The sequence below is a fragment of the Inquilinus sp. CA228 genome (genome assembly GCF_052078665.1).
Lineage (GTDB): Bacteria > Pseudomonadota > Alphaproteobacteria > DSM-16000 > Inquilinaceae > Inquilinus.
The window spans coordinates 35,300-56,048 of sequence record NZ_JBQJIK010000033.1 but is presented as its reverse complement, the minus strand read 5'-3'; the positions used below and the strand labels follow the sequence as shown (position 1 = coordinate 56,048).

The following is a 20,749-nucleotide window of genomic DNA, read 5'->3' as shown; positions in this document are numbered from 1 at the left end:
CTGCGGTGCCATGCTGGCGGTATAGTCCACCGCATTTGATGACGCCATGATTCCGCCCCGGCCTCAGGCCAACGACAATTACAACCCCGCAGATGTCTTCGAGCTGCAGATCGGCGAGGTGAAGCGACGCTTCGTCGCCAAGATCGCCTGCGCCGCGCGGGGAGACCAGGGCTCCCGGTTCGTTGCCGTGCCGGATCGGTCCGTCCCGGAACCGCCCCAGGATCTCTGACGGGACGCCAGGCCGGTCAGCGCCGGCCGGGCGGCTCTGCCGTCGTCGCCCGGATGATCAGCTCCGTCGCCAGCCGCTGCGCCGTGCCGGAGGATGAGCCGGACTCGATCTGCGCCAGCAGCATCTCGATGGCCGCCCGGCCGGCGTCGTTCGAGCGGGAGGAGATGGTGGTCAGCGGCGGGTAGGTGCGGGCGCCGAGCACGTCGTCGCAGCCGATCACGCTGAATGCGGCCGGCACCTCGACCCCCAGCCCGGCGAGGCCGGCCAGCAGGCCCTGCGCGACCAGGTCGTCGAAGGCGATCGCCGCGGTGGTCCGGGCGGACAGCACGGCCGCGGCCGCCGCCATCCCGCCCTCATAGGACGGCCGCTCGGCGGCGACCTCGACGGCCTCGACCCCCAGCTCCTCCGCCGTCCGCAGCACCGCCGACCGCCGCTGCTGGTTGGACCAGGAGGAAGGCGGGCCGCCGATATAGGCGATCCGTCGGTGGCCGAGCGCCTGCAGGTGGCGGACCGCCACGGCGGTGCCGGGGGCGCTGTCGATCAGCACCCGGTCCAGCCCCTCGATGTCGCGGTTGACCAGCACCACCGGCCGCCGGCCGCGCAGCGCCCGGATGGCGTCGTCCGCCAGGCGCGAAGAGGCCAGGACGAAGCCGTCGATCTGCGCCGCCATCTTGCCGGTCAGCCGCTCTTCCCGCGCCGGGTCCTCGTCGGAATCGCCGAGGAAGACGCACAGCCCGGCGGCGTCCGCCCGGGCCTCGGCGGCCCGGATCAGCGGCGGGAAGAACGGGTTGGCGACATCCGGCACGATCAGCGCGATGTTGCCGTAGCGGCCGGTCGACAGCGCCCGGGCCACCTGGTTCGGGGCATAGCCCAGCCGGACGGCCACGGCCATGACATGGGCCACGGTCGCCGGGCTCAGCATCCCCGGCCGGCTGAAGGCGCGCGACACGGTCGACCGCGCCACGCCCGCGGCGCGGGCCACCTGCTCGATCGTCGGGATGGATTTCGGCGGCTGGTCCATGGGTCACTCTTAGCGCGGCGGAGCGAAATGGTACATCGCTTGCAAATTTGATCGTGCAACCGGTTGCGGCTTGACATGCAACCGGTTGCACAACACCCTTGCGCCAGAAGGCCCGCAACGATCGGGCCGGCAGCAAGGGGGACTTCATGGGGACGTTCGACTGGGTGGTGCTGTGGGCCTATTTCCTGCTGATGGTCGGCATCGGCGTCTGGGCCCGCAGCCAGATCAAGACGGCGGCCGATTTCTTCACCGCCGGCGGCCGGATGCCCTGGTGGCTGTCCGGCGTGTCGCACCACATGTCCGGCTACAGCGCCGCGGTCTTCGTCGGCTATGCCGCGATCGCCTATACGGCCGGCTTCACCCTCTATGTCTGGTGGGCGATGGGCATCGCCTTCGCCATGGTGGTCGGGTCGGTGCTGTTCGCGCCGCGCTGGTCGCGGCTGCGGCAGCGACTGGCGATCATCTCGCCGCTGGAATACCTGTCGACCCGCTACAACGTCCCGACCCAACAGGTCCTGGCCTGGAGCGGCGGGGCGCTGAAGATCTTCGACGTCGGCGCCAAATGGACCGCGACGGCCCTGCTGCTGAAGGTCTTCGCCGACGTGCCGCTGGTCTGGGGCGTGCTGCTGACCGGCGGCGTCACCCTGATCTATTCCACCATCGGCGGCCTGTGGGCCGATGCGCTGACCGATTTCAGCCAGTTCATCATCCAGCTGCTGGCCGGGGCGGTGATGTTCGTCGCGGTGCTGGCCAAGCTGGGCGGCGTCTCGGCCCTATGGACCATCTGGGACCAGCTGCCGCCCGGCCATTCCCAGCCCTTCAACGGCCAGTACACGATCGTCTTCGTGCTGGTCTATCTGCTGATCAACACCCTGTCCTACAACGGCGGCACCTGGAACCTGGCGCAGCGCTTCATCGCCGCACCGACGGGCGGTGACGCGCGCAAGGCGGCGCTGCTGTCCGCCGCGCTGTACCTGGTCTGGCCGCTGATCCTGTTCTTCCCGATGTGGGCGGCGCCGATCCTGCTGCCGAACCTGGACCAGCCGCAGCAATCCTATGCGCTGCTGACCCAGAGCCTGCTGCCGACCGGCCTGGTCGGGCTGGTGCTGGCCGGGATGTTCGCGCACACCATGGCCATGACCTCCTCCGACGCCAACGCCGTCTCGGCCGTGGTCACCCGCGACATCCTGCCGGTGATCTGGAAGGGCGCGCGAAAGATGTCCGGCCAGACCGAGCTGTTCATCGGCCGGCTCAGCACCTTCCTGTTCATCGCCCTGTCGATGGGCATCGCGCTGACGGCCGACAGCTTCGGCGGCGTGCTGGGGCTGATCATCCTGTGGTTCGGCGCGCTGGTCGGGCCGATCGCGATCCCGATGCTGTTCGGCATGCTGCCGGCCTTCCGGCGCTGCGGCCCGACCGCGGCGCTGGCGTCCTGGGCCACCGGCTTGATGGTCTTCGTCCTGGTGAAATACGTCTTCGCCGACCAGATCAAGGCGCTGAACCCGGACTGGACCACCTCGATCACCGTGGCCGGGCCGGTGCTGTGCTCGCTGGCCGTGTTCATCGGGATCGGCTTGGTGGCGCCGTGGCGGAACGCCGAGGCCGACGCCCTGATCGATGCGCTGGTGAGCGACGAGACGGCGGTGGCCGGCATCCCCGCCCATAGCACGAGTGCCGGTCGTGCCTGACGCCGTCTCGATCGCCGACCCGGCGGCGCTGCGCCGGGCCACCGCCCAGCACTTGGTCGACGATGTCCTGGCCTGGTGGCTGGCCAACGGCCCGGACGACCGCCATGGCGGGGTCTTCACCTGCTGGTCGAACGATGGCGGCCGGATGCTGTCGCGCGACAAATACACCTGGTCGCAGGGGCGGTGGGTCTGGCTGATGGCGCGGCTGGCCCGCGCCGGGCGGCTCGGCCTGGTCGACATCGACCCGGCCGCCTGCCTCGACCGGGCCCGCCGCTGCGCTATCCTGCTACGCGACCACGCCCTGCTGCCCGACGGCAGCACTGCCTATCTGCTGGCGCAGGACGGCCCGCCGAAGCCGCCGGCGCCTGGATCGGATCTGCACACCAGCGTCTTCGCCGACCTGTTCACCGCCCTGGGCTTCGCCGCTCTGGCGGCGGAGAGCGGGGAGGGGGACTGGGGCGGGCTGGCGGAGCGGCTGCTGGCGAATGCCTCCGGCCGCATCGCCGCCGGCACCGCGCGGACCGAGCCGTATCCGATCCGCGCCGGCTTCCGCGGCTTCTCGCTGCCGATGATCCTGGTCGGCGTCGGCGCCGAGGTGCTGGACGCGACCGGCTCCGCGGCCGCCGCCGACACGGTGCTGCGCGCGGTGCGCGAGATCGAGACGGTGTTCCTGGCCGGCGACGACATCGCCGAGATGGCGCCCGCGGCGGCCGGCGACGCCGACACGCTGTTGGCCCGTCACCGCACTCCGGGCCATGTGCTCGAGGCCTGCTGGTTCCTGCTGCAGGCCGGACAATCCCTGCGGCGCCGGGGCATCGCGGCGGACTTCCGGCTGTTCGATGCCGACACCCTCGCCGACATCGCCGTCCGCGCCGCGGCGCTGGGCTGGGACGAGGACCAGGGCGGGCTGTTCCGCTATGCCGACCGCGACGGCGGCGCGCCGCGCGGGCGGCGCACCGGCGACCGCTACGAGGACCTCGTCGTCGACACCTGGGACACCAAGCTGTGGTGGCCGCATGCCGAGGCGCTGTACACGCTGGCGCTGCTGCATCTCGAGACCGGGCGGCAGGATCTCGCCGCCTGGCACGACCGGCTGGCGGCTTACACTTACCGGGTCTTCCCCGCTGGCCCGGGCGGCGAATGGGTGCAGATCCGCGACCGCGCCGGGGCGCCGCTCGACAAGACGGTGGCGTTGCCGGTCAAGGACCCGTTCCATATCGCCCGGGCCTTGCTGCTAATGATCGAAAGGCTCTCGGCTTTGCCGCCGGGCCAACGGAGCTAGTTCCACATGACCCTGTCCGCATCCGCCCCCATCGGCGGCATCGATGTCCAGGTCCATCCCAGCCGGGCCGAAATGGGCCGGGCCGCCGCGGCTGTCGTGGCGGCGAAGCTGCGGCGCCGCTTGGCCGACGGCGGCTCAGCCCGCATGATCTTCGCTGCGGCGCCGAGCCAGGCCGAGATGCTCGACGCCCTGGTTGCGGAGCCCGGTATCGACTGGGGCCGCGTCACCGCCTTCCATATGGACGAGTATATCGGTCTGGCGCCGGACGCGCCGGCGCGCTTCGCCCTGTGGCTGCGCCGAAACCTGTTCGACCGGGTGCCCTTCGGCGCCGTCCATCTGATCGACCCCGGCGCGGATCCGGCCGGGGCCGCCGCGGACTATGCCCGCGCCCTGGCGCAGGCCCCGATCGACATCGTCTGCCTCGGCATCGGCGTGAACGGCCACCTCGCCTTCAACGACCCGCCGGTGGCCGACCTGACCGACCCGCTGGATGTGAAGGTGGTCGAACTCGACGCGGTCTGCCGCCGGCAGCAGGTCGACGATGGCTGCTTCCCCGGGTTCGGCGACGTGCCGACCCATGCCATCACCCTGACGGTGCCGCGGCTGCTGCGCGCCGACCGGCTGGTCTGCGTGGTGCCGGGCGCGGCCAAGCGCGAGGCGGTCTATCGTGCGCTGAACGACCCGATCGGCGCCGCCTGCCCGGCGACCGCGTTGCGCCGGCACCCTGCCGTCACCCTGTTCCTGGACCCGGAGTCGGACCCCCATGGCTGACATCGACGCCGACGCCCTCTGCGCCGCCTATCTCGATCGCACACAGGACCTGATGCGCGCGATCCTGGAGGCGGAGCGCGACAGCCTGGACCGTGCTGCCGCCCGGCTGGCCGACCAGATCGCGGCCGACCGGCTGGTCCATGTCTTCGGGCCGGGCGGCCATTCCAACCTGGCGGCGCAGGAGATCTTCTTCCGCGCCGGCGGGCTGATGCATGTCTCGGCCATCCTCGACGAGGGCACGCTGCTGTCGAACGGCGCCCTGCGCTCGATGGCGATCGAGCGGACGCCGGGCTACGGCCGAGTGGTGATCGCCGATCGCGGCCTGGGGCCGGACGACCTGCTGATCCTGGTCAATGCCTACGGCATCAACGCCGCGCTGATCGACGCGGCGATCGAGGCCAAGCAGCGTGGCGCCTTCGTCATCGGCGTCAGTTCGCGTGGCCATGCCGACCAGACCGTGCCGGACCATCCCGCCCGCCACCCGACCAGGCAGAACCTGCACGACCTGGCCGACATCGCCATCGACACCAAGGTGCCGGTCGGCGATGCGGTCGTGCGGATCCCGGGGGTGGGGGAGCCGGTGGCGGCCGTGTCCACCTTCGCCAACGCCTTCGCGCTGAACTGCCTGGTCATCCGCACCATCGCCAAGCTGGCCGAGCGCGGCATCGAGCCGCCGGTCTGGCGCAGCGGCAACGCCCCAGGCGGCGACGAGGCCAATGGCCGCTTCATCGGCCGGTTCCGCGGCCGGGTCCGGTCGCTGTGATCACCGGCCGCGACCCGGCCACCGGCCGCAGCCTCGCGGTCACGGTCTCGGACGGCCGCGTCGCCGCGATCGAGGACGGCCCGGCCGGTGAGACGGCCTGGCTGTCGGCCGGGCTGGTCGACCTGCAGGTCAACGGCTTCGCCGGGCTCGACCTGAACGGCGGCGGCCTGGTGCCGGAGACGGTGGTGCGGCTGGTGTCCGTGCTGCGGGACGGCGGTGTCACCAGCTTCCTGCCGACGCTGATCACCGCCTCCGAGGCCTCGATCACCGCGGCGCTGGCCGCCATCGCCGCGGCCCGGGCGGCCGACCCGCTGGTCGCCCATGCCATCCCGGCAGTGCATGTCGAAGGGCCGCACATCTCGTCGGAGGACGGGCCGCGCGGCGCGCATCCGCGCGACCAGGTGCGGCCGCCGGACCTCGCCGAATTCGACCGCTGGCAGGCGGCCTGCGGCGGCCTGGTCGGCCTGGTCACCCTGTCGCCGCATCATGACGCCGCGCCGGACTATATCCAGGCCCTGGCGGCGCGCGGCGTCCATGTCGCGATCAGCCACACCGACGCCTCGCTGGCGCAGATCGCGACGGCGGTGGAAGCCGGGGCGAGGCTGTCGACCCATCTCGGCAACGGCATCGCCGCGACGCTGCCGCGCCATCCGAACCCGATCTGGTCGCAGCTGGCCGAGGACCGGCTGACCGCCAGCTTCATCGCCGATGGGCATCACCTGCCGGCCGAGGTCTTCAGGGTGATGCTGCGGGCCAAGGGGCTGGACCGCGCCATACTGGTCTCCGACGCGGCGGCGCTGGGCGGCCTGCCGCCCGGCCTCTACGACCAGCCGATCGGCGGCAGGGTCGAGCTCACGGCCGACGGGCGGCTCGGCCTCGCCGGCACGCCCTTCCTGGCCGGCGCCGCCCGGCCGTTGAAGCAGGATGTGGCGCTGGCGATCGAGATGGCGGGGATCCCGCTGACCGACGCCCTGCGCCTCGCCACCGTCAACCCCGGCCGCTTCTTCGGCGGGCGCGGCGTCCTGGCCGTCGGCGCGCCGGCCGACCTGATCCGTTTCCACTGGGCCCCGGGCGACCGCGACCTCGCCATCGACACCGTCCTGGCCCTGGGCGAGGAGCGGCCGTGACCCGGCTCCTGCAGGCCGGGGCGGCGATGATTGACGTGACGCCGCCGGCCGGGCTGACGATGTCCGGCTTCGCGGCCCGGACCAGCCCCGCCACCGGCACGAACGATCCGCTGACCGTCCGCGCCGTTGCGGTTGGAGAGACTGCGATCGTGGTCGCCGATGCGATCGGCCTGCACGAGGGCAGCTGCCGCCGGATCCGCGAGCGGGGCGGGCTCCCCGACGGGCATCTGGTCGTCGCCGCCACCCACACCCATGGCGGGCCTGTCGCCATGCCCGGTCGTCTCGGTCCGGGGCTGGACCCGGCCTGGCTGCAACGGCTCGAAGACGCCTGCGTCCAGGCCGTCGCCGAGGCCCGCGCGGCGCGGCGGCCGGCCCGGCTGAGCTTCGGAATGGGCGCGGATCCGGGCGTCGCCCGCAACCGCCGCCACGCCGGCGGTCCGGTCGATCCGGCGCTGCCGGTGCTGCGCATCCGGGAGCCGGGCGGAGCGGCGATCGCGGTGCTGGCGTGTTACGCGCTGCACCCGGTGGTGCTGGGCGCCGACAACACGCTGTTCACCGCCGACTATCCGGGCGCGGTCCGCCGGCATCTCGAGGCTGCGCATCCAGGTGCGGTCGCGATCTTCCTCACCGGCTGCACCGGCGACATCAACACCGGCCATCCGGCGCATGCCTCGATCTCGACCGCGCCGCGGGCGGACCGGACCTTCGCCGAGGCCGAGCGCATCGGCGCCCGGATCGCGCAATCGGCGCTGCAGGCACCGGAGCAGCCGCTCGGCAGCGACATCCGTGCCGCGAGTACCGAGCTGATGCTGCCCCTGGCGCGCACCGAAACCGAGGCGCCGGAAGTCCTGGCGGATGCCTGGCGCCGGGAGGCCGCCGACCCGGCCCGGGCAGCCCTGCTGCGAATCTGGATCGACTGGGCCGAACGGGTGGCATCCCGGCCGCTGGCCCCATGGCCGGCGCGGGTCACTTTGTTCGACTGGGGCGGTGCGCGGCTGATCGGCCTGCCGGGCGAGATCTTCGCCCAGACGGCGCTCGACCTCCGCCGGGCGCTGGACGGTGATCCGTTCGCCGACCGCACCATGACGTTCGGTTTCGCCGACGGCTGCCCCGGGTACATCTCGCCCGCCGGCGAATACCGGCACGGCGGCTATGAGGTCGAGGAGGCGCACCGCTACTACGGCCTGCCGGCCGCCTTTGCGCCCGGCGCGGCCGAGAGGCTGATCGACGCCGCGATCGAACTGACGCGCCGCTGAGCGGCGCATCAGAGGTCGCAAAGCCTCAGGCGAGGTATTGCTTGAACCAGGCGACCGTCCGGTCCCAGGCCAGCTTGGCCGCCGCCTCGTCGTAGCGCGGCGTCGAGTCGTTGTGGAAGCCGTGATTGGTGCCGGGATAGATGTAGGCCTCGTAGGTTTTGCCCTGCTCCTTCAGCGCCGCCTCATAAGCAGGCCAGCCGGCATTGATGTTGGCGTCGGTCTCGGCATAGTGCAGCAGCAGCGGCGCCTTGATGCGCGCCACGTCCTCCGGCTTCGCCTGCCGCCCGTAGAACGGCACGGCGGCAGCCAGCTCGGGATAGGCGACGGCCGTGGCATTGGCGACACCGCCGCCGTAGCAGAAGCCCGTGATGCCGACCTTGCCGGTGGTCAGCTCGCTCTGCATCAGGAACTCGACCGCGGCGAAGAAGTCGTTCATCAGCTTCGCGGGGTCGACCTTCTGCTGCAGCTCGCGCCCCTTGTCGTCATTGCCGGGATAGCCGCCGACCGAGGTCAGCCCGTCGGGCGCGAGCGCGACGAACCCGGCCTTCGCCGCGCGCCGCGCCACATCCTCGATATAGGGGTTGAGGCCCCGGTTCTCATGGACGACGACGACGCCCGCCACCCGGCCGGCGGCCTTGGCCGGGCGGACCAGATAGGCGCGGACCTCGCCATTGCCCTTGGGCGATGGGTAGGTGATGTACTCCGCGACGATGTCCGGGTCGGTGAACTCGACCTGCTGCGCCATCGCGTAGTTCGGGGTCAGCGACGCCAGGATGGCCGCTGCGCCCAGGCCGGCGACGGCGAAGGTGCCGGCGCGGTCGAGGAACTCGCGCTTGGTGATCTTGCCATGGACGTAGAAATCGTAGAGCTCAAGCAGCTCGGGCTGGAAGTCCTGTGCCGTAAGACGGGTCATGAAGCTCTCCCCCTTTCGATCGAGGCCGCCTCGCGAACCTGAAGCGGCTCCACGCTCTCACGTTCGTCGCGACCAGACCCGTCGGTTACAGGATTATTTCGCCAGCTCGGCCCGAATCTTGTCGACCTCCGCGGCGCTCATCTCGCCGACCGTGGTGACCTTGCCGTCCTGGATCCGCCACAGCCGGAACGGCCCGGTGATGTCACCGTACTGGTCGAAGGTCACCGGGCCGATCACGCCTTCGTATTTGATCGGCTTGCCGTCCTTGATCAGCTGCAGCGCCTTGGCGAACTCCGCCTTGCCGGCATGGATCGGCGTGCCGCCCTCGGCCACCACCTGCGGGATCGCCGCCTTGATCGCCGCGGCATCGGCCTTGCCGGCCTTGGCGATGGCCAGCGCGACGATGGCGCCGGCGTCGTAGGAGCGGTCGGCCGCCGGCGCGTCCGGCTTGATGCCGCCGGAGAAGGCCTCATAGGCGCCGTAGAAATAGTCGGTCGAGGCCGTCTTGCTGGTGCCCGACGAGGTGCCGTAGGCGTCGTTCAGATACTGCGCGCCGACGCTGTCGATGAAGTCGCTCGAATTCATGCCGTCATTGAGCAGCAGCTTCTGCGGGCCGCCGCCCGAGATCCAGGCGCGGGCGATGGTGGCGCCGTCGACCGGGGTGCTGACCAGGTACAGCGCCTCCGGCTCGCCCGCCATGGCCGCGCTGGCCTCGGCGGAATAGCTCGCCTGCTGCTCGTTGTAGGGGGTGGTCGAGGTGATGGTGCCGCCGAGCTTGGCGTAGGCGGCCGAGAACTCGCGGACGATGTTGACGCCGAAATCGTTGTTGACGTGGATGACGGCGATCTTCTTGAGGCCCTGGTCGAGCGCGTATTTCGCCGCCGCCGTGCCCTGCAGCGCGTCCGAGGTGATGGTGCGGAAGAACACGCCGTTGGTCTTGCCGTCCCGGCCCAGCGCGGTCAGCGTCGGCGAGGAGGAGGCGGGCGACACCTGCACCACACCGGCCGGCGCCGTCACCGAGGTCAGGATCGGGATCGACACCGAGGAGATGATGCCCCCGATGATCACCGGCACCTTCTTGATGTTGACCAACTGCGTCGCCTGGTCGACGGCGACGGTGCCCTGGCTCTGGCTGTCGCGGGTGTCGGTCACCAGCGTGCAGCCGGCGGCGCCGCCGGCCTCGTTGATGTCGCGGAACGCCATCTCGACGGATTTGGCGCCGGCCTGGCCATAGGCGCCGGCTGGGCCGGTCAGCTCCATCACCAGCCCGACGGTGATGTCGCAGGCGGCGGCCGTTGCCGGCGCGCCGAGGATCGCCGCCAGGGCGGTGGTCAGAAGGATCTTCTTCATCATTGTGCTCCCTGTCTGTTGGGCCGGCGACCTGCCGCCGGCCGGTTGTCTCGCGAAGGTCAGGCGGCTCCCTTGTTCAGGTTGTATTTCATGATCGCGCCGTGGCGGCCGTGGCGGTCGCGCTCCAGCGCGAAGACGTCGCCCTCGATCTTCCGCGCCCCTGCCAGCGCCTCGGCGATCAGGGCATGGTCTTCCTCGGTCAAAGCGAGGCTGGAGATGGCGAGGTTCGCGGCCAGGTGGTCGCGGTTGCGGGCGCCGACGATCACCGCCGCCACGCCCGGCCGGCCGAGCATGGCGGCGCTGGCCGCCGTGGCGATGTCGGTGCCGTGCCGGTCGGCGACCCGGCGCAGCGCCTGCAGCAGGGCCTGGAACGGGTCCCAGCCGCCGAAATCGTCGATGATCAGCTTGTATTTGACCAGCGACCGGTTCTCCAGTGCGTCCGCCGGCTCCGTCACGCCGAGCCAGCGGTCGCCGAGGAAGCCGCCGGCGACGGTGCCGTAGCACAGGAAGGAGACGCCGTTCTCGGCCGCGGCGCGGGCCATCCGCCCCTCCGGCCGGCGGTCGAGCAGCGAGTACTGCACCTGCATGGTGGCCAGCTTCACGCCGGCCTGCACGATCTCCAGCATGTGGTCGGTGTCGAAATTGGTGCCGCCGATCTTGTGGATCTTGCCGGCACGGCGCAGGTCGTCGAGCCACAGCGCCGCCTCGCGCCAGCGCGGCGCCGCATAGTCCCACCAGTGGAACTGCACGAGGTCCAGCCGCTCCAGCCCCAGGCGCCGCAGCGACTGGTCGATCACGGCCTCGACATCGGCCTTGCGGATGCGTGGCAGCACGTCGAGGTCGGGCACGAATTTGGTGTGCACCTTGATCCGGCTCAGCGCCTCCGCCCCGCGCAGGTCGCGATACTGTTGCCGGAAGCGGCCGATCATCTCCTCGACACCGGTGTAGATGTCGGCGCAGTCGAAGGTGGTGATGCCGGCATCGGCGAAGGCCACCAAGTCGGCCACCGGGTCGTCGCTGCGGACCGCGCCGTGGCCGCTCGACAGCTGCCAGCCGCCGCGGATCACGCGCGAGATCTCATAGTCCGGGGCCAGCGGGAGTCTCTGCATGGTCGCCTCACTCGTCCTGGAGCGGCAGGGGCACCGCCGTGGTCGCGGCATGGCTGAACCGGCGCCGGCCGGTCCGGGTGATGCGGAAGCGCGACGAGCAGTTCGGGTCGGGGCAGGCGACCTCGGCGTCCGTCGTCATCCAGTCATTGGCATGGGTCGGGCGCTGCTTGGCCGGCAGCAGCGGCAGCAGCGCCGCCAGCGAGTAGATCGAGAAGCCCTGGCCCAGCGGCAGGTGCAACATCTCGCCGCGCAGCTCGAAATGATCGCCGACCTTGGCGCCGCAATAGATCGGCCCGCCCTCGGGCGCCACCACCTCGACCCGCAGGTCGTACAGCTCGAAGCTGTCGTCGTGAGCGTCAACCATAGGCTCTCTCCTCGGCATCCTCGGCGTCGAGCCGACCGCGGATCAGGCGGAAGGACCGGGTGATGTCGTCGGTCAGCGCCTGGGTCGACCCGCCGGCATCGCCGCGCTCCAGCGCATCGATCAGCTCCCAATGGAAGTGGGTGGCCGGGATGTCCCGCTGCTCGTCATGGATCTGCGCGGCGGCGCGGACATAGGGGCCGGATTGCAGCCACAGGCTCTCGACGATCGGGATCAGCACGGCCGACCCGGCGGCGCGGTAGATGGCGAAATGGAAATCGTGGTTCAGCTCCGACGTCCGGTGCGCCTTGTCCGGGTCTTCGCTGCGGAAGGCCGCTTCGCAGGCGACGGTGAGCTCTCGCAGCCGGACGAAGTCCTCCTCGGCCAGGTTGGGCAGGGCCAGCGCCGTCACCTGGCCCTCGATCAAGCAGCGGGCGCGGGCCAGGTCGTCCAACCGCTCGCGGGTGATCAGCGGCACCCGCACCGAGCGGTTGGGCAGCGCCTCCAGCGCCTGCTCGGAGACCAGCCGGCCCAGCGCCTCGCGCACCGGCATGGTGCTGGTCTGCAGCGTCTCGGCCAGATCCACGATGCGCAGCACCTCGCCGGCGTCGAACATGCCGTGGATCAGCGACCGGCGCAGCTCGGCATAGACCCGGTCGTGCAGCGTCTCGCGCCCGACCGGCGACAGCGTGCGGCGCCGGCTCATGCGGCCGCATCCATGCAAGGCACCCTGTGTCGCTCGTCCCGATCGGGCATGGGCCCTCCAGGCTGTGGTCCGTTGCTGCTGCCCCCAATTTTCTACTTGCCAACCTGTCGCGTGTAAACTTTGATCAAACATCACCGATCAAATTTGGTCCGAGGCGGATGCAGCCAGCCGCACATGCCCCGAACGCTTCCGCCGGCGCGCCCGTGATCGAGGGGCGCGACCTGGTCAAGCAGTTCGGCGGGCTGCGCGCGGTGGACGGCATGTCGATCGTCCTCCGCCGCGGCGAGTTGCTGGGGCTGATCGGCCCGAACGGCGCCGGCAAGACCACGCTGTTCAACCTGCTCGCCGGCAGCTTGGCGCCGACCGCGGGCACGATCCGGGTCGCCGGCCGCGAGCTGTCGCGCCGGGGGCCGGAGCAGCGCATCGCCCATGGCGTCGCCCGCACCTTCCAGATCCCGCGCCCCTTCGCCGAGATGACGGTGCTGGAGAACGTGCTGACCGGCGGCCAGCGGCAGGCAGGCGAGCGGATCTGGCTGAACCTGGTCCGGCCCGGCCGCGTCGCCGCCGAGGAGCGCGCGGCGGTGGCGAAGGCGCGGGCGCTGCTCGACTTCGTCACCCTGTCGCATCTGGAGCATGAGCCGGCCCGCGTGCTGTCCGGCGGCCAGCGCAAGCTGCTGGAGCTGGCGCGGGTGCTGATGGCCGACCCGCAGGCGATCCTGCTCGACGAGCCTGCCGCCGGCGTCAACCCGACGCTGCTGGAGCTGATCATCGACCGGATCCTCGAGCTCAACCGGCAGGGCCGGTCGATCCTGCTGATCGAGCACAATATGGAGATGGTGGCGCGGCTGTGCGGCCGGGTCGTGGTGATGGCCGGGGGCCGGTACCTGACCGAGGGCGCGCCGGAGGAGATCGCGCGCAACCCGGCCGTGGTCGACGCCTATCTCGGCGGGGTGGCGTGATGGACACAGCCGCCCTCTCGACCCGGGACCTCGTCGCCGGCTACGAGCCCGACCTGCCGATCGTGCGCGGCGTCGATTTCCGGGTGGCGCGCGGCGAGCTGGTGGTGCTGCTGGGGCCGAACGGCGCCGGCAAATCGACCCTGGTCAAGGCGATCGCCGGGCTGGTGCCGGTCCATTCCGGCACGACGGCGCTGGGGGCTGCGGACATCACCTTCGTGCCGGCGCATCAGAAGATCCGCCACGGCCTGGCCTTCGTGCCGCAGACCGAGAACATCTTCGCCACCCTGTCGATCCACGACAATCTGCGCGCCGCGGCCGACATCCTGCCGAAGGATCGGCGCGCCCGGCGCATCGCCGACCTCTACGCCATGTTCCCCGACCTCGCCGCGCGGCCGTCGCTCCGGGCCGGCCAGCTCTCGGGCGGCCAGCGCCAGATGCTGGCGGTGGCCCGCGCCCTGGTGGTGGAGCCGTCGGTGCTGATCCTGGACGAGCCCTCGGCCGGCCTGTCGCCGAAGATCGTGGCGGAGGTGTTCGCGCGGCTGCAGGCGATCAACCGGGCCGGCGTCACCATCGTGCTGGTGGAGCAGAACGTGAAGGCGGCGCTGGCCATCGCCGACCGCGCCGTCATTCTGGTCGAGGGCCAGGTGCGCCACGAAGGGCCGGCCGCCGGCCTGGCCGACGACCCGATCGTGGCCGAGCTCTATCTCGGCGCCCGTCGCCACGCGGCCGCGCCATGACCCCGCAGGTGCTGATAGACGGGCTGATCACCGGCGCGATGATCGGGCTGGGCGCCATCGGCGTGACCCTGACCTATTCGATCCTGCGCTTTGCCAATTTCGCCCATGGCGAGCTGCTGTCCTGGGGCGCCTATGCCGCGCTGGCCGCCGCCGGCGCGCTCGGCAGCGTCTCCGGCGGGCTGCTGACCCCGATCGGGCCGTTCTCCTTCGGCTGGGCGCTGCCGATCGCGGCCGTGATCGCGGTGGTCCTGACCGGCGGTCTGGCGCTGCTGGTCGACGCGCTGCTGTTCGGCCGCCTGCGCGACAAGCGCAGCAGCATCATCATCCTGGTGATGGCCAGCTTCGGCGCGGCGCTGACGCTGCGCAGCCTGCTCGAATTCATCTTCACCTCGAAGCCGGCCTACTACACCAAGGCGCTGCAGATCGCGCTGCCGCTCGGCGGCGGCCTCAGGGCCACGCCCGACCAGCTGCTGTCGCTCGGCGTCGCCGCGATCCTCGTCCTCGCCGTGCATCTGATGCTGACCCGGACCGCGACCGGCCGGGCGATGCGCGCGGTCAGCGAGAATCCGCAGCTGGCCGGCGTCGTTGGCATCGATGTGCGCAAGGTGGTCCGCACCGTCTGGCTGATGGGGGCGGGGCTCGCCGCGGTCGCCGGCATCTTCGCCGGGCTCCTGGTCCAGATCCGGCCGCAGATGGGGCTCGACCTGCTGCTGCCGCTGTTCGCCGCGGCGATCCTCGGCGGCATCGGCAGCGTGCCGGGCGCCATGCTGGCCGGGCTGGTCGTCGGCCTGGCCGAGGCCATCGCCGTGCCGCTGGTCGGCGGCGAATGGCGCGCCGCCGTCGCCTTCGTCGTGCTGGTGCTGGTGCTGCTGGTCCGCCCGCAGGGCCTGTTCGGGAGGGTGGAATGAGCGTCGAGCTGGTCGCCTATGGCTGCTTCTTCCTGACCATGGCGCTGACCTATGCCGTGATGTGCCTCGGCCTCAACCTGCAATGGGGCCAGACCGGGTTGTTCAATGTCGGCGTCGCCGGCTTCGTCGCCATCGGCGCCTATGTCTCGGCGCTGCTGACCACGCCGGACGCGCCCGACCGCCTCGGCGGCTTCGGCCTGCCGATCGTCGTCGGCTGGCTGGGCGGGGCGCTGGCCGCGGCGCTGATTTCCTTCCTGATCGGGGCGCTGACCATCCGGCTGCGGGCCGACTACCTCGCCATCGCCACCTTCGGCGTCGCCGTCACCGTGCAGCTCTGCGCCCTCAACCTGATCCCGGTCACCGGCGGGCCGTTCGGCATCGGCTTCATCCCGCGGCCCTTCGCCGACCTGGCCGGCGATCCGCTGCTGTTCGGCCTGGCCAATCTCGGCGTGCTGGCCGCCGTCGTCCTCGGGCTCTATCTCGCGCTGGAACGGCTGGTGCGCAGCCCGTGGGGCCGGGTGCTGCGGGCGATCCGCGAGGACGAGACCGCCGCCCGGGCGCTGGGCAAGAACGCCCGGGCGTTCCGGCTGCAGGCTTTCGCCATCGGCGGCGGCATCATGGGCCTGGCCGGGGCGGCGCAGGCGCATTTCATCGGCTTCATCGCGCCCGACAACTACCTGCCCCGGCTGACCTTCCAGGTCTGGGCGATGCTGATCGTCGGCGGCTCCGGCAACAACCGCGGCGCCATCCTGGGCGCGGTGTTCGTCTGGGGGCTGTGGGCGGCCTCGGGCGGCGCCATCTCGGCCCTGTTCCCGCCCGACCAGCAGGCGCGCGCCGCCGCGCTGCAGATCGTCATGATCGGCGTCGCGCTCTGCGCCGTCCTGCTGCTGCGCCCGCGCGGCATGCTGGGCGAGGACCGGGTGGTGTCGCGCCATCTCGGCCGGCTGTCGCGCCGGACCACCAAGGAGACGTCCCGTGCCGGCAACCCCTGAGCGCATCGATCTCGGCCCCGGACTCTCGATCAGCCGCCTGGTCTGCGGGCTGTGGCAGGTGGCGGACCTGGAGAAGGACGGCACGACACTCGACCCCGAGCGCGGCGCCGATGCCCTCGACGCCTATGCCCGGGCCGGCTTCGACAGCTTCGACATGGCCGACCATTACGGCAGCGCCGAGCTGATCGCCGGCCGCCTGCTGGCCCGCCACGGGACCGGGGCCGGGCGGCCGTTGGCCTTCACAAAATGGTGCCCGGAGCCGGGGCCGATGACCGCCGATGTGGTCCGCCGCGGCGTCCAGGACCGGCTCGACCGGCTGGGCGTCGACCGGGTCGACCTGCTGCAGTTCCACTGGTGGACCTTCGAGCATCCGGCCTGGCTCGACGCGCTGCACGAGATGGCGCTGCTGCAAGGGGAGGGGCTGATCGGGGCGATCGGCGTCACCAATTTCGACGCCGCGCATCTGGCCGTGGCGCTGGCCGACGGCGTGCCGGTCCTGACCAACCAGGTGTCGTTCTCCCTGGTCGACCGCCGCGCCGCCGGTGCCCTGTCGGAGCTGTGCCTGGCCAGGGGCGTGAAGTTGCTGGCCTATGGCACGCTCTGCGGCGGCTTCCTCTCCGACACATGGCTGGGCCGGCCGGAGCCCGCCGCGATGCCGGATTGGAGCCGGTCGAAATACAAGCGCTTCATCGATGCGGCGGGCGGCTGGGATGTCTTCCAGGGCATCCTGCAGGCCGCCGCCGACGTCGCGGGCAAGCACGGCGTTTCCCTCTCCAACGTCGCGACCCGGTGGGTGCTGGAGCATGGGGCGGTCGCCGCCGCCATCATCGGCGCGAGGCTGGGCGAGAGCGAGCACCGCGTCGACAATCTCGGGGCCTTCGGCTTCGCGCTCGACGCCGAGGACCGGGGGCGGCTCGACGACGCCTTCGCCGAGGCGACGCCGATCCCCGGCGATTGCGGCGACGAATACCGCCGTCCGCCCTATCTCACCGCCTCGGGCGACCTCAGCCACCATCTCGACGCCATCCCGTCGATCTTCACCGCCGAACCGGTGCCCGGCCGGCCGGACCGGCTGCGGGTGTCGTCCGGCAGCGTGTGGGAGCCGATCGCCGGCTACAGCCGCGCGCTCCGGGTGAAGGACACCATCCGCGTCTCCGGCACCACCGCCACCCATGGCGGCGACCGCTGCGTCGCGCCGGGCGATGCCGGGGCGCAGACCACCTACATCCTCGACAAGATCGCCGCGTCCATCACCGCGCTCGGTGGAGCGATGGAGGATGTGGTGCGCACCCGCATCTATCTGCGCGACGAGTCGAAATGGGAGCCGGTGTCGCGCGCCCATGGCCGGGTGTTCGGCGCGGTCAAGCCGGCCAACACGCTGGTCCAGGCCGGCGCCCTGGTCGGCGACTACGAGGTCGAGATCGAGGTCGAGGCCGTCGTCTCGTGATAGGAGCGAATCCGGTGCGGAAGGAATGTCGAGCATCTTTGCGCGTTGCCTCTCCCGCCTGGCGGGAGAGGTCGGGCTCGCGCAGCGAGACCGGGTGAGGGCTGGCCCAGGCCTCGACAAAGAGCCCTCACCCTGAGCCGCTTCGCGTCTCCGACCTCTCCCGCAAGCGGGAGAGGCAACAATCCACTGCTTCGATCGAATGGCCCTGATTTGGTCTAAAGTCATCCTGTTCTGGGGACCGCGAGGGCAGGGCGGTCAGATCGCGTCCCGCACCCGGTTCCAGCTTTCCTCCATGTGGCGGCTGAGGATCACGGCCAGCCGCTGCGGGTCGCGGGCCTCGAGGGCTGCGATCATCTCCTCGTGATCGGCCACGGCCCCCGCCCATCTCTCCTCGCTGCTATTGCCGATGAAGCGGATCCGCTTCAGCCGTGACTGCAGGATGCCGTGCACCGTCACCAGCGCCGCGTTGCCGGACAGGCGCAGGATGGCGGAGTGGATGGCCTGATTGAGCTTGAAATACTCCAGCCGCTCGCGCCGGGTGTAATATTCGAGCATCCGGTCGTGCAGGCCGCGGACCTCGCGGATGCCGGCATCCGAGGCATCGGCGCAGGCCAACCGGCCGGCTTCCGCCTCGAGCAGGCCGAGCACCGCCAGCATGTCCTGCACCTCCTTGGCGGAGAAGCGCTTGACCACGGCGCCGCGGCCGGGGACCAGGTCCAGCAGGCCTTCGCTGGCGAGGTATTTCAGCGCCTCGCGCAGCGGCGTACGCGACACGCCGAGCTGCGCCCCCAGCTGCCCCTCATGGATCCGCGCGCCGGGCGGCAGCACGCCCTCGATCACCATGTCGCGGATGCGGCCGACGATCTGGTCGTGCAGCGACGGGCGGGCGATCGGGCCGCTATCGGCCAACGCATCCTGCAGGTCCAGTTCCATCCGTCCTCGCACCCCGCCGGCGGAATCGCCCGGCGGAGCCAAGCATGGCGAATAAGCCCTGCGGAGGTCAATCTCAGCATTCTGCATACAGAGTGCAGCATGCTTGATGTGTGCATACATGACTGCTACCGTGCCTCCACAAGCAAGAAGATTTGGGGAGCATCGTGGCCTCTGCCCGTCCCGTCATCGCCCTGGCGATGGGTGATCCCGCCGGGATCAGCCCGGAGCTGACCGCCCGCCTGCTGGCGCTGGACGAGCTCCGCGCCGCGGCCCGGTTCGTCGCGTTCGGCGACCGCCGCATTCTCGACGCCGGGGCCCGGGCGGCCGGCGTGACGTTGGACCTCGAGGTCACGACGGCCGAAAAGGCGCCGGGCGACCGGCCGGTGCTGGTCGATCTCGGCAACCTCGACCCGGCCGATGTGACGCCGCGCGAGGCCACGCTGGCCGGGGGCAAGTTCGCCTCCGAAAACTTCCGCCGGGCGCTCAGGTTGGCCGCCACGGGCGGGGCCGACGCGGTGTGCTTCACCCCGTTCAACAAGCAGGCGATGCGCTACGCCACCCCCGGCTATGACGACGAGATCCGCTTCGTGGCGGACGTCCTCGGCTGGTCCGGCGCCGCGCGTGAATTCAACATCCTGGATACGATCTGGAATGCGCGGGTCACCTCGCACATCCCGCTCTCGGCCGTGGCCGCGGCGATCACCGCGGACGGCATCCGGGCCGAGCTGGCGCTGACCGCCGGCTGCCTGCGCGCCGCCGGCATCGACCGGCCGCGCATCGCCGTGGCGGGGCTGAACCCGCATGCCGGCGACGGCGGCAATTTCGGGCGCGAGGAGATCGAGGTGATCGGCCCGGCGGTCCGCGCCGCGGCGGCGGAAGGCCTCGACGTCGTCGGCCCCTATCCGGCCGACACCGTCTTCCTGCGGGCGCCGAAGGAAGGCTGCCACGCGGTGCTGACGATGTATCACGACCAAGGTCAGATCGCGATGAAGCTGATGGGCTTCGACCGCGGCGTCACCATGCTGGGCGGCTTCCCCTTCCCGATCTGCACCCCGGCCCACGGCACCGCCTATGACATCGCCGGGCAGGGCATCGCCGATATCGGCGCCAGCCGCGCCGCGGTGCTGCTGGCCGCCCGCATGGCGGCGCGGAGGCACGCCCCGCCGGCCTGATCCGGCCCGTCAACCACAAGCAAAGGGAGGAAACGGAACATGCTCAAGAAACTGACCCTGGCACTGGCAGCGCTGCTGCCGATGGCGTCCGCCCAGGCCTGGGAACCCCAGAAGCCGATCGAGTTCGTCGTCACCTCCGGCCCGGGCGGCGGCACCGACAGCTTCGCCCGGATGGTGCAGGCGATCATCGTCAAGCACAAGCTGGTGGACCGGCCGATCATCGTCACCAACAAGGGCGGCGGCAGCGGCGCCGAAGGCTTCGTCTACGGCAAGGGCGCTGCCGGCGACCCCCATAAAGTCGTGTTCGGCACCAACAACGAATACCTGCTGCCCTTCGTCGCCAACCTGCCCTACGCGCCGGAGGACCTGACGCCGGTGGCGGCGATGGCGATGGACGAGTTCGTGCTGTGGGTCAACGGCGAGTCGCCGTACAGGTCGGTGGCCGAGCTGCTGGCCGCGGCCAAGGAGAAGCCGGGCGCGATCCAGTTCGGCGGCAGCCAGTCCAAGGATGTCGACCAGACCCTGGTCACCATGGTCGGCGAGGCCGCCGGTACCCGCTTCACCTACATCCCGTTCAAGAGCGGCAACGAGGCCGCGGTGCAGCTGGCAGGCGGCCATATCGACGGCAACACCAACAACCCGAACGAGAATCGCGGCCAGTGGCAGGCCGGGATGGTGCGGCCGCTCTGCGTCTTCGCCACGCAGCGCCTGCCGGCCGGCCCGAAGGTGTCGGGCGATCTCGGCTGGGCCGACATCCCGTTGTGCCGCGACGAAGGCATCCCGATCGACAGCTACCAGATGCCGCGCGCCGTCTGGCTGCCGGGCGGCGTGCCGGCGGAGGCGACGGCCTTCTACACCGACCTGCTGCGCAAGGTCAGCGAGACGCCGGAATGGCGGGACTACCTGGCCAAGAGCTCGCAGAGCGGCCGGTTCCTCACCGGCGACGAGTGGCAGGCCTATATCCGCGCCGAGCAGGACCGGGTCCGCGTGGTCTACCAGAAGCAGGGCTGGCTCGCCGGCTGACC

General features: G+C 71.1%; 21 protein-coding genes. 14 read left to right on the top strand and 7 right to left on the bottom strand.

Annotated elements, in window-relative coordinates; genetic code table 11:
* Positions 1-46: 46 nt before the first annotated feature.
* Positions 47-229 carry a hypothetical protein gene (locus tag ACTOWL_RS17925; RefSeq protein WP_441322623.1) on the top strand — a complete coding sequence of 61 codons (183 nt, stop codon included), beginning with the start codon at positions 47-49 and terminating at the stop codon, positions 227-229.
* A gap of 16 nt (positions 230-245) precedes the next feature.
* Here the strand turns inward: ACTOWL_RS17925 and ACTOWL_RS17920 are convergent, their stop codons facing one another.
* On the bottom strand, positions 246-1,250 hold the full coding sequence (locus ACTOWL_RS17920) for a LacI family DNA-binding transcriptional regulator (protein ID WP_441322622.1): 1,005 nt from the start codon (positions 1,248-1,250) through the stop codon (positions 246-248).
* A gap of 146 nt (positions 1,251-1,396) precedes the next feature.
* Here ACTOWL_RS17920 and ACTOWL_RS17915 point away from each other — a divergent pair, with 146 nt between their 5' ends.
* From ACTOWL_RS17915 to ACTOWL_RS17890, 6 genes are read left to right on the top strand one after another with little or no spacing between them, the layout of a single operon-like run.
* A complete protein-coding gene (locus tag ACTOWL_RS17915; RefSeq protein WP_441322621.1) occupies positions 1,397-2,938 on the top strand; it encodes a sodium:solute symporter family protein in 1,542 nt (513 codons plus the stop codon).
* Positions 2,931-4,220, top strand: coding sequence for an AGE family epimerase/isomerase (locus ACTOWL_RS17910; protein WP_441322620.1), 1,290 nt, complete (start codon positions 2,931-2,933; stop codon positions 4,218-4,220). Before ACTOWL_RS17915 ends, ACTOWL_RS17910 begins: the two co-directional genes overlap by 8 nt.
* 6 nt (positions 4,221-4,226) lie before the next feature.
* Positions 4,227-4,991, top strand: coding sequence for a 6-phosphogluconolactonase (locus tag ACTOWL_RS17905; RefSeq protein WP_441322619.1), 765 nt, complete (start codon positions 4,227-4,229; stop codon positions 4,989-4,991).
* A complete protein-coding gene (locus tag ACTOWL_RS17900; protein ID WP_441322618.1) occupies positions 4,984-5,754 on the top strand; it encodes a sugar isomerase domain-containing protein in 771 nt (256 codons plus the stop codon). Before ACTOWL_RS17905 ends, ACTOWL_RS17900 begins: the two co-directional genes overlap by 8 nt.
* Positions 5,751-6,881 carry an N-acetylglucosamine-6-phosphate deacetylase gene (locus ACTOWL_RS17895; RefSeq protein ID WP_441322617.1) on the top strand — a complete coding sequence of 377 codons (1,131 nt, stop codon included), beginning with the start codon at positions 5,751-5,753 and terminating at the stop codon, positions 6,879-6,881. The genes ACTOWL_RS17900 and ACTOWL_RS17895 overlap by 4 nt, the downstream gene beginning before the upstream one ends.
* A complete protein-coding gene (locus ACTOWL_RS17890) occupies positions 6,878-8,137 on the top strand; it encodes a hypothetical protein (protein ID WP_441322616.1) in 1,260 nt (419 codons plus the stop codon). Before ACTOWL_RS17895 ends, ACTOWL_RS17890 begins: the two co-directional genes overlap by 4 nt.
* Positions 8,138-8,162: 25 nt before the next feature.
* Here ACTOWL_RS17890 and yghX read toward each other — a convergent pair whose 3' ends face one another.
* The 5 genes from yghX to ACTOWL_RS17865 all read right to left on the bottom strand — a co-directional run bounded on the left by yghX (position 8,163) and on the right by ACTOWL_RS17865 (position 12,576).
* Positions 8,163-9,050, bottom strand: coding sequence for a YghX family hydrolase (gene yghX, locus ACTOWL_RS17885; protein ID WP_441322615.1), 888 nt, complete (start codon positions 9,048-9,050; stop codon positions 8,163-8,165).
* 93 nt (positions 9,051-9,143) lie between these two features.
* Positions 9,144-10,400, bottom strand: a complete 1,257-nt coding sequence (locus ACTOWL_RS17880) for an ABC transporter substrate-binding protein (RefSeq protein ID WP_441322614.1) — start codon at positions 10,398-10,400, stop codon at positions 9,144-9,146.
* A 59-nt stretch (positions 10,401-10,459) separates the two neighbouring features.
* Positions 10,460-11,509, bottom strand: coding sequence for an aldo/keto reductase (locus ACTOWL_RS17875; protein ID WP_441322613.1), 1,050 nt, complete (start codon positions 11,507-11,509; stop codon positions 10,460-10,462).
* A 7-nt stretch (positions 11,510-11,516) separates the two neighbouring features.
* A complete protein-coding gene (locus ACTOWL_RS17870) occupies positions 11,517-11,873 on the bottom strand; it encodes a TIGR04076 family protein (protein WP_441322612.1) in 357 nt (118 codons plus the stop codon).
* Positions 11,866-12,576 carry a GntR family transcriptional regulator gene (locus ACTOWL_RS17865; protein ID WP_441322611.1) on the bottom strand — a complete coding sequence of 237 codons (711 nt, stop codon included), beginning with the start codon at positions 12,574-12,576 and terminating at the stop codon, positions 11,866-11,868. Before ACTOWL_RS17865 ends, ACTOWL_RS17870 begins: the two co-directional genes overlap by 8 nt.
* Before the next feature lie 158 nt (positions 12,577-12,734).
* On the opposite strand from ACTOWL_RS17865, the gene ACTOWL_RS17860 reads away from it, so the two are divergent.
* The 5 genes from ACTOWL_RS17860 to ACTOWL_RS17840 are packed head-to-tail and all read left to right on the top strand — an operon-like array spanning position 12,735 to position 17,619.
* Positions 12,735-13,535, top strand: coding sequence for an ABC transporter ATP-binding protein (locus ACTOWL_RS17860; protein WP_441322610.1), 801 nt, complete (start codon positions 12,735-12,737; stop codon positions 13,533-13,535).
* Positions 13,535-14,272 carry an ABC transporter ATP-binding protein gene (locus tag ACTOWL_RS17855; protein WP_441322609.1) on the top strand — a complete coding sequence of 246 codons (738 nt, stop codon included), beginning with the start codon at positions 13,535-13,537 and terminating at the stop codon, positions 14,270-14,272. Before ACTOWL_RS17860 ends, ACTOWL_RS17855 begins: the two co-directional genes overlap by 1 nt.
* Complete coding sequence (locus ACTOWL_RS17850; RefSeq protein WP_441322608.1) at positions 14,269-15,180, top strand: branched-chain amino acid ABC transporter permease; 912 nt, start codon at positions 14,269-14,271, stop codon at positions 15,178-15,180. Before ACTOWL_RS17855 ends, ACTOWL_RS17850 begins: the two co-directional genes overlap by 4 nt.
* On the top strand, positions 15,177-16,172 hold the full coding sequence (locus ACTOWL_RS17845; RefSeq protein ID WP_441322607.1) for a branched-chain amino acid ABC transporter permease: 996 nt from the start codon (positions 15,177-15,179) through the stop codon (positions 16,170-16,172). The genes ACTOWL_RS17850 and ACTOWL_RS17845 overlap by 4 nt, the downstream gene beginning before the upstream one ends.
* Positions 16,156-17,619 carry an aldo/keto reductase gene (locus ACTOWL_RS17840; RefSeq protein WP_441322606.1) on the top strand — a complete coding sequence of 488 codons (1,464 nt, stop codon included), beginning with the start codon at positions 16,156-16,158 and terminating at the stop codon, positions 17,617-17,619. The genes ACTOWL_RS17845 and ACTOWL_RS17840 overlap by 17 nt, the downstream gene beginning before the upstream one ends.
* A gap of 255 nt (positions 17,620-17,874) precedes the next feature.
* On the opposite strand, the gene ACTOWL_RS17835 is transcribed toward ACTOWL_RS17840, so the two are convergent.
* Positions 17,875-18,552, bottom strand: a complete 678-nt coding sequence (locus tag ACTOWL_RS17835; protein ID WP_441322605.1) for a GntR family transcriptional regulator — start codon at positions 18,550-18,552, stop codon at positions 17,875-17,877.
* A gap of 164 nt (positions 18,553-18,716) precedes the next feature.
* Between ACTOWL_RS17835 and ACTOWL_RS17830 the strand changes: the two genes are divergently transcribed.
* A complete protein-coding gene (locus tag ACTOWL_RS17830; protein ID WP_441322604.1) occupies positions 18,717-19,724 on the top strand; it encodes a 4-hydroxythreonine-4-phosphate dehydrogenase PdxA in 1,008 nt (335 codons plus the stop codon).
* Between the two features lie 39 nt (positions 19,725-19,763).
* Complete coding sequence (locus tag ACTOWL_RS17825) at positions 19,764-20,747, top strand: Bug family tripartite tricarboxylate transporter substrate binding protein (protein ID WP_441322603.1); 984 nt, start codon at positions 19,764-19,766, stop codon at positions 20,745-20,747.
* Positions 20,748-20,749 lie beyond the last annotated feature (2 nt).

What these genes read in the sequence shown, in the direction of transcription:
- ACTOWL_RS17925 (WP_441322623.1), top strand. Translation starts at nt 47, where the DNA reads ATGATTCCGCCCCGGCCTCAGGCCAACGACAATTACAACCCCGCAGAT.
- ACTOWL_RS17920 (WP_441322622.1), bottom strand. Translation starts at nt 1,250, where the DNA reads ATGGACCAGCCGCCGAAATCCATCCCGACGATCGAGCAGGTGGCCCGC.
- ACTOWL_RS17915 (WP_441322621.1), top strand. Translation starts at nt 1,397, where the DNA reads ATGGGGACGTTCGACTGGGTGGTGCTGTGGGCCTATTTCCTGCTGATG.
- ACTOWL_RS17905 (WP_441322619.1), top strand. Translation starts at nt 4,227, where the DNA reads ATGACCCTGTCCGCATCCGCCCCCATCGGCGGCATCGATGTCCAGGTC.
- ACTOWL_RS17900 (WP_441322618.1), top strand. Translation starts at nt 4,984, where the DNA reads ATGGCTGACATCGACGCCGACGCCCTCTGCGCCGCCTATCTCGATCGC.
- yghX (WP_441322615.1), bottom strand. Translation starts at nt 9,050, where the DNA reads ATGACCCGTCTTACGGCACAGGACTTCCAGCCCGAGCTGCTTGAGCTC.
- ACTOWL_RS17880 (WP_441322614.1), bottom strand. Translation starts at nt 10,400, where the DNA reads ATGAAGAAGATCCTTCTGACCACCGCCCTGGCGGCGATCCTCGGCGCG.
- ACTOWL_RS17875 (WP_441322613.1), bottom strand. Translation starts at nt 11,509, where the DNA reads ATGCAGAGACTCCCGCTGGCCCCGGACTATGAGATCTCGCGCGTGATC.
- ACTOWL_RS17870 (WP_441322612.1), bottom strand. Translation starts at nt 11,873, where the DNA reads ATGGTTGACGCTCACGACGACAGCTTCGAGCTGTACGACCTGCGGGTC.
- ACTOWL_RS17865 (WP_441322611.1), bottom strand. Translation starts at nt 12,576, where the DNA reads ATGAGCCGGCGCCGCACGCTGTCGCCGGTCGGGCGCGAGACGCTGCAC.
- ACTOWL_RS17860 (WP_441322610.1), top strand. Translation starts at nt 12,735, where the DNA reads ATGCAGCCAGCCGCACATGCCCCGAACGCTTCCGCCGGCGCGCCCGTG.
- ACTOWL_RS17855 (WP_441322609.1), top strand. Translation starts at nt 13,535, where the DNA reads ATGGACACAGCCGCCCTCTCGACCCGGGACCTCGTCGCCGGCTACGAG.
- ACTOWL_RS17850 (WP_441322608.1), top strand. Translation starts at nt 14,269, where the DNA reads ATGACCCCGCAGGTGCTGATAGACGGGCTGATCACCGGCGCGATGATC.
- ACTOWL_RS17845 (WP_441322607.1), top strand. Translation starts at nt 15,177, where the DNA reads ATGAGCGTCGAGCTGGTCGCCTATGGCTGCTTCTTCCTGACCATGGCG.
- ACTOWL_RS17835 (WP_441322605.1), bottom strand. Translation starts at nt 18,552, where the DNA reads ATGGAACTGGACCTGCAGGATGCGTTGGCCGATAGCGGCCCGATCGCC.
- ACTOWL_RS17825 (WP_441322603.1), top strand. Translation starts at nt 19,764, where the DNA reads ATGCTCAAGAAACTGACCCTGGCACTGGCAGCGCTGCTGCCGATGGCG.